General features: G+C 74.8%; 7 protein-coding genes and 4 pseudogenes. 7 read left to right on the top strand and 4 right to left on the bottom strand.

Features of this window, described 5'->3' with window-relative positions:
• Nucleotides 1–109 precede the first annotated feature (109 nt).
• On the bottom strand, nucleotides 110–415 hold the full coding sequence (locus tag ACFWMZ_RS10320; protein WP_383182383.1) for a hypothetical protein: 306 nt from the start codon (nucleotides 413–415) through the stop codon (nucleotides 110–112).
• Between the two features lie 186 nt (nucleotides 416–601).
• Between ACFWMZ_RS10320 and ACFWMZ_RS10315 the strand changes: the two are divergent.
• A pseudogene (locus tag ACFWMZ_RS10315) lies at nucleotides 602–965 on the top strand (ArsC/Spx/MgsR family protein); the annotation flags it as partial.
• Nucleotides 966–992: 27 nt separating this feature from the next.
• On the opposite strand, the pseudogene ACFWMZ_RS10310 reads toward ACFWMZ_RS10315, so the two are convergent.
• Nucleotides 993–1,909: pseudogene (locus ACFWMZ_RS10310) on the bottom strand (Gfo/Idh/MocA family protein).
• Nucleotides 1,910–2,179: 270 nt separating this feature from the next.
• Here ACFWMZ_RS10310 and glnII point away from each other — a divergent pair.
• The 3 genes and pseudogenes from glnII to ACFWMZ_RS10295 form a co-directional block, all read left to right on the top strand.
• Nucleotides 2,180–3,199: a glutamine synthetase gene (gene glnII / locus ACFWMZ_RS10305; protein ID WP_383182427.1), complete on the top strand. Its 1,020-nt coding sequence runs from the start codon at nucleotides 2,180–2,182 to the stop codon at nucleotides 3,197–3,199.
• A 394-nt stretch (nucleotides 3,200–3,593) separates the two neighbouring features.
• On the top strand, nucleotides 3,594–4,232 hold the full coding sequence (locus tag ACFWMZ_RS10300) for a winged helix-turn-helix domain-containing protein (protein ID WP_383200731.1): 639 nt from the start codon (nucleotides 3,594–3,596) through the stop codon (nucleotides 4,230–4,232).
• Nucleotides 4,233–4,267: 35 nt separating this feature from the next.
• Nucleotides 4,268–4,624: pseudogene (locus ACFWMZ_RS10295) on the top strand (reductase); the annotation flags it as partial.
• Nucleotides 4,625–4,639: 15 nt separating this feature from the next.
• Here ACFWMZ_RS10295 and ACFWMZ_RS10290 read toward each other — a convergent pair.
• Complete coding sequence (locus ACFWMZ_RS10290) at nucleotides 4,640–5,116, bottom strand: GNAT family N-acetyltransferase (RefSeq protein ID WP_383182379.1); 477 nt, start codon at nucleotides 5,114–5,116, stop codon at nucleotides 4,640–4,642.
• Nucleotides 5,117–5,266: 150 nt separating this feature from the next.
• On the opposite strand from ACFWMZ_RS10290, the pseudogene ACFWMZ_RS10285 reads away from it, so the two are divergent.
• The 3 genes and pseudogenes from ACFWMZ_RS10285 to ACFWMZ_RS10275 all read left to right on the top strand — a co-directional run bounded on the left by ACFWMZ_RS10285 (nucleotide 5,267) and on the right by ACFWMZ_RS10275 (nucleotide 7,889).
• Nucleotides 5,267–5,937 (top strand): annotated as a pseudogene (locus ACFWMZ_RS10285) (metal-dependent hydrolase).
• On the top strand, nucleotides 5,937–7,016 hold the full coding sequence (locus tag ACFWMZ_RS10280) for a PDR/VanB family oxidoreductase (protein WP_383200728.1): 1,080 nt from the start codon (nucleotides 5,937–5,939) through the stop codon (nucleotides 7,014–7,016). The pseudogene ACFWMZ_RS10285 and the gene ACFWMZ_RS10280 overlap by 1 nt, the downstream one beginning before the upstream one ends.
• Nucleotides 7,017–7,142: 126 nt before the next feature.
• Nucleotides 7,143–7,889, top strand: coding sequence for a TetR/AcrR family transcriptional regulator (locus ACFWMZ_RS10275; protein WP_383200725.1), 747 nt, complete (start codon nucleotides 7,143–7,145; stop codon nucleotides 7,887–7,889).
• Nucleotides 7,890–7,913: 24 nt separating this feature from the next.
• Here the strand turns inward: ACFWMZ_RS10275 and pulA are convergent, their stop codons facing one another.
• A complete protein-coding gene (gene pulA, locus ACFWMZ_RS10270) occupies nucleotides 7,914–10,589 on the bottom strand; it encodes a pullulanase-type alpha-1,6-glucosidase (RefSeq protein WP_383200722.1) in 2,676 nt (891 codons plus the stop codon).
• Nucleotides 10,590–10,707 lie beyond the last annotated feature (118 nt).

The raw sequence follows: 10,707 nt of genomic DNA, 5'->3' as shown, positions 1-10,707 counted from the left end.
GTCCTACACAACACTGGGGGGCCCGTTACCGCGGGCGGCCCGCGGGCGGGGGGCCGCGCGGGCCCCGGGCGGGGGTCGAACGCGGGGCCCGGGCCCCGCCGCGTCCGCGTCAGCGCGGGTAGTGCATCAGCCGACGGACCATCCGGCAGGTGTCGGTGGACGGCGGGTGGATACCGAGGCGCACGGCGGCGGCCCGGATGGTGCGGTCGTGGACGTATCCCGGACCGTGGGCGCCCGCGTCGAGCAGGGCGATGGCCAGGCGCATGGCCTTGAGGCGGCGGTTGTGCCGGACGTACCACTCGCGGGGCCGCCCGGCCGGCAGGCGGCGCTTGGCGAGCGGGGCGTACGGCTGCTGGGCGGACGGGTCGGCGGGCGCGACGGTCGGCAGGGATTCGGTTGCGTGGAGCACGGCCACGGGCATCCTCCTGTCGGTTCGGGAAACCCCCCGGCTTCCCTCGAACACTGTGTCAATTCTACTGCCGTGGACTGACAATCATCCCTGGCCAGGCACTGTCCGACGGGGTCCGGCGGAGGTTGGCCGGATTCGAACAGGCGGGGTGTTCAGGAGGTTTGGGAGAGGCCGTACCGGCTACGTGGGCGCATGGAGATCTGGATCGACCCGGCCTGTTCGAAGTGCCGCGGCGCCCTGTCCCTGCTCGACGCCGAGGGCGCCTCCTACACCGTGCGGCGGTACCTGGAGGACGTGCTCACCGAGGGCGAGATCCGCGCGGTGCTGGGGCGGCTCGGGCTGGAGCCGTGGGACATCACCCGGACCGGGGAGCCGGAGGCGAAGGAGCTGGGCCTCGCCGCCTGGCCCCGCGAGGAGGCCGCCCGGGACCGCTGGGTCGCCGCGCTCGCGGCCCACCCCCGCCTCCTCCAGCGGCCCCTGGTCACCGCCGACGACGGCTCGGCCGTGGTGGGGCCGCAGCGAGGAGGCGGTGCGGGAGGCGCTGGAGCGGGGGCGGACCGGGGCCTGGCCACGCCCGGCCGGCTCAGGCGAGCTGGGCCTCGGCCTCGGCGAGGATCTCGGTGAGGCGGACCCCGAACCGCGCGTCGCAGGGGTGCGGGCGGCCGGTGCGGGCCGCCTCCAGCAGGGCGTCGAGCGCGGCCGCGTAGGCCACCGGCGACTCGCCCCAGCGCGGCGGTTCGGCGGTGCCGTGCTCGCCGTAGAGCGCGATCTCGACGCCCGCGGCGGCGGTCGGGGCGCCGAGGCCGAGGGTGGCGGTGGAGGAGGCGCCCGAGGTGTGGCGCAGCACCAGGTGGGCGGTGCCGTTGGGGCCGGGGACGGCGGTGACGGCGGTGACGTCGCCGAGGACGGGGATCAGCACCGACAGCGCGTGCGGTCCCACGTCCACAGGGCGCCCTTCTCCTTGCGCCACGGCGAGGCGTACGCGTGGGTGGAGCCCGGCGCGAAGAGCGACGCGAGCCACTGGGCGCGGGCGGTGAACCAGCCGCCGCGCTCGGCCTGTTCGGCGATCCAGGCGGCGGTGGGCGGGGCGAGGCGCAGCGTGCAGAAGACCACCGAGGCCACCTGGGCCTCCTCGGCGGCCGCCGCCACCTCCCGTGCCCCGGCGACCGTGGTGGCCACCGGCTTGTCGAGGAGCAGGTGACACCCGGCCTCGGCGGCCCGCACGGCGAGCGGCGCCTGCACGTCCGGCGGCAGCGCGATCGCCACCGCGTCGGCCTCGCCGAGCAGCTCCCCGAGCCCGTCCTCCCCGGTGTACGCGGGCACGTCGTACACCCCGGCCAGCTCGGCCGCCGCCTCGGCGCGGCGTCCCCAGACCCCGACGAGGTCGGTGCCGGGGTGGGCGGCGATGGCGGGGGCGTGCGTGGACCGCGCCCAGGGGCCGGTGCCGAGCAGGGCGACCCGGGTCCTTGGCGTACCGGTACGGCTGTTCTCTGCGCTCATGGGGCCAGTGTGCCCGGCGGGGCGGCCTCAGACGCGAGACCCGGTCACGCTCACCCGGCGCACGGGGGCGGCGACGCGCCTGGGCGGCCACCGGAGCCCCGCAGTGCGGATCGGCAGCTTCGGCCCCGGGCTTCCGGCAAGCACGCCGAGGCTCCGGCTCCGGTCACGCCCGCGCGGGTTACACGGGATTCACACCCGGGCAACGGACGCGACATCGGGCGTTGGCAGGCTGCCCGCTATAGCCCGCAGCACCCGCAAAGGATGGCGTTCGTGACCTTCAAGGCTGAGTACATCTGGATCGACGGCACCGAGCCGACCGCCAAGCTGCGGTCCAAGACCAAGATCCTCGCCGACGGTGCCGAGCCGGGCATCTGGGGCTTCGACGGGTCCAGCACCAACCAGGCCGAGGGCCACTCCTCGGACCGCGTGCTGAAGCCGGTCTTCCAGTGTCCGGACCCGATCCGTGGCGGCGACGACATCCTCGTGCTCTGCGAGGTGTTCAACATCGACATGACCCCGCACGAGTCGAACACCCGCGCCCTGCTGCGCCCGGTCGCCGAGCAGTTCGCCGGGCAGGAGCCGGTCTTCGGCATCGAGCAGGAGTACACCTTCTTCGACGGCCACCGCCCGCTGGGCTTCCCCGAGGGCGGCTTCCCCGCCGCGCAGGGCGGCTACTACTGCGGTGTCGGCGCCGACGAGATCTTCGGCCGCGAGATCGTCGAGAAGCACCTCGACCACTGCCTCGCCGCCGGTCTGGGCCTCTCCGGCATCAACGCCGAGGTCATGCCCGGCCAGTGGGAGTTCCAGGTCGGCCCGCTCTCGCCGCTGGAGGTCTCCGACCAGATGTGGGTGGCCCGCTGGCTGCTCTACCGCACGGCCGAGGAGTTCGACATCTCCGCGACCCTCGACCCGAAGCCGGTCAAGGGCGACTGGAACGGCGCGGGCGCGCACACCAACTTCTCCACCAAGGCGATGCGCGAGGGGTATGAGGCGATCATCACCGCCTGCGAGTCGCTCGGCGAGGGCTCGAAGCCGATGGACCACGTCAAGCACTACGGCGCGGGCATCGACGACCGGCTCACCGGCCTGCACGAGACCGCCCCGTGGAACGAGTACAGCTACGGCGTCTCCGACCGCGGCGCCTCGGTCCGCATCCCGTGGCAGGTCGAGCAGGACCAGAAGGGGTACATCGAGGACCGCCGCCCCAACGCCAACGTCGACCCGTACGTGGTGACCCGCCTCATCGTGGACACCTGCTGCACCGCGCTGGAGAAGGCCGGTCAGGTCTGATCCGCGCTTTCCACGACCACCTGGCAGGGGCGTCCGCCGAACGGCGGGCGCCCCTGTCGGCGTTGCCGCACGGGGACGGCGGCGTATCAGGGGGTGGACAAGGTGTCCAGGAGGGCTGCTGCGCGGGGCGTGCCCGTGCTTCAATGGCTCCATGGTCGGCTACCAGTACACCACCACGGGGCGTTGCGACCTCGAACCGTTCTGGCCGTCCCGTCAGCACCACGACTTCGACCGGGTGTGTTGCCGCGCGTGACCGCGCAGGCCCTCTGAACGCCGCTCACCCCGGTCTTCGGCCCGCGCACGGACATCCCGTCAGGCCCTCGGCCCGTCCCTCCGGACGGCCCTCGCCATGACGGTCCCGATCCCCCCTCCGCGCGAAAGAGCTGACTCCACCATGGCGAACACCCGTACGTCCACCGCGTCCACCGCGTCCACCGCGGCCGCCCTCGCCCCCGCCGCGGGCGGCCGGAGCGAGGGGCGCCCGCCCCTGACCCGCCACCGCCTGCGCGCCGTCGACCGCGACGAGACCCCGCCCCCGGCGGAGGTCACGGCCCTGCTGCCGCCCGGCGCCACCTGGCTGCCCGCTCCCCCGCACACCCTGCCCTCGCTGCCCGGCCGGCCGCCGATGATCGGCTACCTGGTGCTGGTCCCGGCCGGGGAGGCGCCCGCCGCGCCGCCTGTGCCCGAGCCGGCCCCGGCCGCTCCCCCGCGGGAGGAGGCGCCGGCGGCGGGCGAGGGCCATCCGGTGCGGGTCGACGCGGTGCGGCGGACCGCCTTCGTGGACGGCCGCGCGCTGGAGCTGACCTACCTGGAGTTCGAGCTCCTGGCCCACCTGGTCCGCCATCCGCACCGGGTGCACACCCGCGACCAGCTCGTCACCACCGTGTGGGGGTACGGCCACGTCGGCGACGGGCGGACCGTGGACGTCCACATCGCCCGGCTCCGCCGCAAGCTCGGCGCCGAGTACCGGCGTTCCATCCAGACGGTGCGCCGGGTCGGCTACAAGTACACACCCTCCGCCGCCCGCGACTGAGGAGATCTCCCAGCAGCAGAACCGGGCCCGCCCAGAGCCCGTCCGGTTTCGCCACCATGGGCCAACTCCTCGACGCCTGCGTGGCGGTGACCGGCTCCGGCGCCGCGCTGCGCTGGCTGGCGCCGGAGGCGGTGCTGGCGGCGGGTGTCGAACCGTGGCTGGAGCTGCCGGTGTGGCTCCCGCCGGACGGCCCCGACCACGCGGCGATGCACGGCAGCGACGTGTCGAAGGCCCTGGCCGCCGGGCTCCGCTGCCGCCCGGTGGCCGAGACGGTACGGGGCACCTGGGCGTGGCTCTCCGCGCTGCCGGGCGGCGTCGCGCCGCAGCGCCCGGACCGGCCGGTGGTGGGGCTGCCCGAGGAGAAGGAGGCGGTGCTGCTCGGACGCGGGTGAGGCCCGGGGGCCTGGCTACGGCTGCCAGACGTACCGCACGTCCGGCTCGCGCTCCTCGTTGCGGGCCCCGTCGGTGCGCGCGGCCTCGGTGAAGCCATGACGTCGGTAGAAGCGGCGGGCGGGGGCGTTGACCTGGAAGGTCCACAGGCCGAGCCCGTCCGGGCGGCGCTCCTTGGCGAGGGTGACGAGGCGGTCGCCCAGGCCCCGGCCGCGCCAGTCGGGTGCCAGGTAGAGCTGCTCCACCTCGCCGCCGTCCAGCACCAGGAGGCCGACGGCGCGCTCCTGGGTGAAGGCGCCCCAGGTCTCGCACCCGGTGACGAGGTGGGCGAACCAGCCGCGTACCGCCTCGTCGTCGTGGGCCCTGCGGACGGTCGGCAGGGCGGCGGCGAAGGAGCGCAGCCAGACCTCGGCCAGGAGTGCGGCGTCGGCGGCGCGGGCCCGACGCAGGAGCGGGGCGGCGGTGTCGGTGTCGGTATCGGTGTCGGCGTCCACGGCGGAGGACTGTCGCACACGGTTGCCGGCGGGCGCAGCCGGTTTCCGGCGTCCGGTTCGGCGGGGGCGGGGAGTTGGCCGGTCAGGGACGGGTGAGAAAGGCGGCGCAGGGGTCTGGGCAGCGGACTTACCCGAAAGTACATTGACGCCATGCCTAATACGACGAGGGGCGCGGGCCCGGTCGCCTCGGAGCACACCCCGCTGAAGGCGCGCAAGGTCTCCTTCGCCTGGGAGGAGACGCCGCTGCACTGGGTGCCGGGCGATCCGTTCACCACGCACACCATCAACGTGCTGCATCTGCTGCTGCCCGCCGGTGAGCGCTGGTTCGTCCACGTCTATCAGCAGGTCCTGCCGTACATCCAAGACGAGAAGCTGCGCGAGGACGTCATCGGCTTCATCGGCCAGGAGGCGACGCACGCGCAGGCCCACGACGAGGTGCTGCCGCACCTGCGGGAGCAGGGGCTCGACCCGACGCCGTACACCGCGCAGGTGGACTGGATGTTCGAGAAGATGCTCGGCGACCGGACGCTGCCGCCCGGGCGGGCCCGGCGGTGGTGGCTGATGGAGCGGGTGGCGCTGATCGCCGCCATCGACTGCTGGAGGGCAAGGGCAGCTTCACGGAGTTCTACCGGAAGGGCCGGGCCGGGATGCTGCCGAGCACCGGGGCGATCCTCAAGTCCGTCCCGACGTACCTGCGCCGCGACTACCACCCCTCGCAGGAGGGCAGCACGGAGCAGGCCGTCGCCTACCTCGCCTCCTCCCCGGCCGCCCTGGCCGCCGAGCGGGCCGCCTCGCCCGACGCCCCGAAGGGCGGCCGCTGATGGCCCGGCTGCGCGCCGCCGTCCTCGCGGCGGGCGCCGCCGTCCTGGTCCGGCGCGCGCTGCGGGCCCGTATCCGCCGCTCGCCGCTGTGGCCGCTGCCCGCCCTGGAGGAGCCGGTCTCGGGCCGTCCGCGCACCCGCGCGCTGACCCTGCGCGTCGCCCGGCGGGACTCCCCCGCCGAGGGCGTGGTGCGGCTCCGGCTGGAGGGTACGGAGCTGCCCGCCTGGGAGCCGGGCGCCCACCTCGACCTGGTGCTGCCCTCCGGGACCGTCCGGCAGTACTCACTCTGCGGCGACCCGGCCGACCGGGGCGCGTACACCGTGGCGGCCCGGCTGATCGACGCGGCCGAGGGCGGCCGGGGCGGCTCGCTGGAGCTCCACCGGGAGCTGCGCGAGGGCACGCAGGTGACGGTACGCGGCCCCCGCAACCGCTTCCCGCTGGCCGCCGCCCCCGCCTACGTCTTCGTCGCCGGAGGCATCGGCATCACCCCGCTGCTGCCGATGGTCCGGGCGGCGCACGCGGCGGGCGCCGACTGGAAGTTGGTGTACGGCGGCCGCACCCGGGCCTCGATGCCCTTCGCCGACGAGGCGGAGAAGCTGGGCGGCCCCGAGCGGGTGACCCTGGCGCCCGAGGACGAGAGCGGCCGGCCCGACCTGGCGGCGGCGCTGGCCGGGACGCCCGAGGGCACCACCGTCTACTGCTGCGGTCCCGAAGGGCTGATGGCGGCGGTCGAGGCGGCCCTGCCCGAGGGCTGCGACCTGCGCACCGAGCGGTTCGCCGGGGGCCCGGCGGGCCGCCCCTCGGCCGCGCGCGGCGACGTCCCCTTCGAGGTCGAACTGCGCCGGAGCGGCCGGACGGTGGCGGTCCCCGCCGACCGCACGGTCCTGGAGGCGGTCCGCGACGAGCTCCCGGACACGCCCTACTCCTGCGCGCAGGGGTTCTGCGGGACCTGCCGCCAGCAGGTGGTGTCCGGCGAGGTCGACCACCGCGACGAGCTGCTGGCCGACGAGGAGCGGGACGGGGCGATGCTGCTGTGCGTCTCCCGGTCCCGGGGCGGGCGGATCGTGCTGGACCTCTGAGGGGCCCCGGCCCGGCTCTCCACACCCCCGGTTCAGGTAGGTGAGGAGAGCGCGGACCCGCCGGCCGGTGCCGGAGTCGATGCGGGGCAACGCTGCCGACTCCCCCAGGTCGGTAGTCTGTTCGGTATGACGACCGGGACGCGCCGCAGAATGGGTGTCGAGGAGCGGCGGCAGCAGCTCATCGGTGTAGCGCTGGAGCTCTTCAGCAACCGCTCCCCCGATGAGGTGTCCATCGACGAGATAGCCGCGGCCGCCGGGATCTCGCGGCCCCTCGTCTACCACTACTTCCCGGGCAAGACGAGCCTGTACGAGGCGGCGCTGCGCCGGGCCGCCGAGGATCTGGCGCAGCGGTTCGACGAGCCGCGCGAGGGTCCGCTGGGGGCCCGGCTGCTGCGGGTGATGGGCCGGTTCTTCGACTTCGTGGACGAACACGGCCCGGGCTTCTCGGCGTTGATGCGAGGCGGGCCGGCCCAGTCGGTGAGCGGCGACCCGGGTTCGTCGTCGGCGGCGACCGCGCTGATCGACTCGGTGCGGCAGGCGGCGTACGAGCAGATCGTGTCGCACCTGGAGCTGGCCGCGGTGCCGCCGCGGCTGGAGCTGGTGGTGCGCTCCTGGGTGTCGCTGGCGGAGTCGACGGCGTTGCTGTGGCTGGACGGTCGCAGGACCGAACGGGCGGCACTGGAGCTCCAGTTGGTGCACGACTTCGCGGCGCTGGTGGCGGTGGCCGCCGCCTACGACGAGCAGATGGCGGAGGTGGTCCGCCGCATCCTCGTGCAGGAGCCGCCGGACGGCCCGTTCGGGGATCTCGTGGTGCGGCTGATCGGCCTGATCCCCGCGGAGTTGGCGGCGGGCGCCCCCGCTCCCGTGGAGTGAGGGCGCCCGCGTCGCGGGGCCCGGTCAGCCGGCGCGGAAGACCGCGACGGTGCGGGCGGGCACGGTGAAGGTGCCCGTCCGCCGGTCGTAGGCGGCCTGCTTGACCACCGGGTCCGAGCCGCGGGCCTGGACGGGGTGGAGGGCGTAGCGGGTTCCGGAGAGGGCGGTGACGCGCTGGTCCTGGGCGTCCGGGGTGGCGTTGAGGACGACGACCAGCTCACCGAGGCGCATGGTGAGGACGCCGGGCGTCTCGGCGGGGCCGGAGAGCGGGAAGCTCAGGGCGCGCTGCACCTCGGCGGTGGTGCGCAGCGAGAAGGCCGGCTCGGTGGCGCGCAGGGTGAGCAGGTCGCGGTGGGCGGCGGCGCTCGCCTCGATCTGAGCGCAGCCGACGGAGACGGTGGTCAGCAGCGGCTTGGCGTACGGCCACTTGTCCTGGTTGTCGGCGGCGGGCGGCAGGCCCCGGCCGAAGCCGTTGCCCTGGCGGCAGTCCCAGTGCAGGGCGTTGAACCAGTCGCCGCTGTCGTAGGAGTTGCGGTCCAGGGACTTGGAGCGGAGCCGGTCGGTACCCGCCTGGGAGAGGGCGGGGCCCTGGGAGAGGGTGGCGGTGGCCATCGCGAGGATCTGCATGCGGGCCCGGTCGGCGGCCGGGGTGCCGGCGGGCAGCTTGAAGGCGAGGGCGTCGAAGAGGGTCTCGTTGTCGTGGGCGTCGGCGTAGGCGAGGGCGTCGCCGGGGCGTTCGGCGTAGCCGGCGGGGGCGCCGTTGTAGTCGACCCCGGCGCCGGTGGTGCGGCGGCCGGTGGAGTCGGTGAGGCGGTAGTCGGCGAGGTTGCCGGTGAGGCCGACCTTGATCAGGTCCTGGTAGTGCAGGAGCCGGGCGCGCTGTTCGGCGCGGGTGCCGTTGGCCGGCGAGTCGTTGGGGTCGGTGTAGAGGCCGGAGGCGAAGCCCTGGACGCCGGGGTCCTCGTCGAAGGGGCCGCCACCGCGGACGGCGTCGCGGGCGCGGTCGGAGAAGGTGGCGATGCCGGTGCCGGCCATGTTGGCCTGGTTGGCCTGGACGAAGCGGGCGTCGTCGGCGACCTCGCCGAAGGTCCACCCCTCGCCGTAGAGGATGATCCGCTTGCCGTCGACGCCGTCGCGGGCCGGGGTGAGCGCGTCGAGGGCCTTGCGGACGGCGACCATGTTGGCCTTGGGGTGGTGGCCCATGAGGTCGAAGCGGAAGCCGTCGACCTTGTACTGCTTGGCCCAGGTGGCGACGGAGTCGACGACGAGGCGGCCCATCATGGCGTTCTCGGGGGCGGTGCCCGCGCAGCAGGTGGAGTCGGCGACGGAGCCGTCGGCGAGGAGCCGCTGGTAGTAGCCGGGGACGATCCGGTCCAGGACCGAGGTGTCGGCCTGGCCGGAGGCGGCGGTGTGGTTGTAGACGACGTCCATGACGACGCCGAGCCCGTCGCGGTTGAGGGCGCCGACCATCTCTCGGAACTCGGTGGTGCGGCCCGGCCCTTCGGGGTCGGAGGCGTACGAGCCCTCGGGCACGGTGTAGTGCAGCGGGTCGTACCCCCAGTTGTAGGCGTCCTCGGCGGCGCTCGCGGTGACGCACTCCTGCTGGCGCGGGGAGTCGGCGGGGAGCGCGGCCAGGTCGCAGTCGGGGCTCTTGGCGTCCTTCTCCGGGATGGTGGCGATGTCGAAGACGGGGAGCAGGTGGACGTGGGTGGTCCCGGCGTCGGCGAGGCGGCGCAGGTGGCGGGCGCCGTCGCTGTCGCGGTCGGTGAAGGCGCGGTAGGTGCCGGGGTGGGCGTTGGTGGGGTCGGAGACGGAGAAGTCCCGGACGTGGAGTTCCTGGATCTGGGCGTCGCGCGGCGGGACGGCCTTCGGCTTGCGGAGGTTCTTCCAGCCTGGCGGGGCGAGCTTCGGGTCGTCCAGGTCGGTGACGAGGCTGCGGCGGGAGTCGGTGGTGAGGGCGACGGAGTAGGGGTCGGTCACGGTGTTGGTGACGGTGCGGCCCGCCTCGGGCGCGTAGACGGTGACGTCGTAGGCGTACTCCCGGTCCTTCCAGGCCCGTTCGCCGGTGACCGACCAGACGCCGGAGGCGGCGTCGCGGCGCATCGGGACGGTGCGGCCTTCGAGGTCGAGGGTGACGCGGCGGGCGGTGGGTGCCCAGACGGCGAGGGTGGGGCGGCCGGTGCGGTCGAAGGTGGCGCCGAGCGGGCGGCGCTGGGCGGCGTCGGCGTACAGGTCGTCGAGGACGCCGGCGGTCTGCACGGCGGTGGCGGTGGTGACCGTCCCGTCGGCGGCCCGCTGCTGGGCGACGAGGCGGCCGCGGAGGGCGTCGGCGGCGAGGCGCCGGTCGCGGGGATCGACGCGCCAGGCGTCGTACGCGGCGAGGTGCGGGAACTTCTTCTGCTGGGCGGCGGTCAGCCGGGCGGGGGCGAGCCGCAGTTCGCGGGTGCCGGGACCGGGGCGTATCGCGGCCGGGTCCCGGCCCGCCGCGTCCTTCGCCGGGGCGAGGAGGCGGGCGCTCGCGGTGGAGGCGGCGCGCGGCCAGGCGACGGTGCGGGCGTCCAGCCAGACGGCCTCGGTGGCCTCCTCGGCGGCGGAGGACGCGGCGGCCGGGGCGGCGGGGGTGTCGGCGGTGGCCGGGAGGGTGGCGGTGAGGGCGGCGCAGAGGCCGAGGCTCACCGCGAGGACGGTGGTCCGTCGCACGGGGACGGGTCTCCTTCGCGGGAGGCATCACGCCCCATTAGGGACAGTGAGGGCATCGACGCCATGTTTCACGTGAAACATCGTGTTTCACGTGAAACCACGGGCCGACGCACCAACG

Source organism: Streptomyces sp. NPDC058373, assembly GCF_042723275.1.
In the GTDB taxonomy this organism is placed as follows: domain Bacteria; phylum Actinomycetota; class Actinomycetes; order Streptomycetales; family Streptomycetaceae; genus Streptomyces.
The sequence above is the reverse complement of the archived record's forward strand: the minus strand, read 5'-3'. Positions and strand labels throughout refer to the sequence as shown.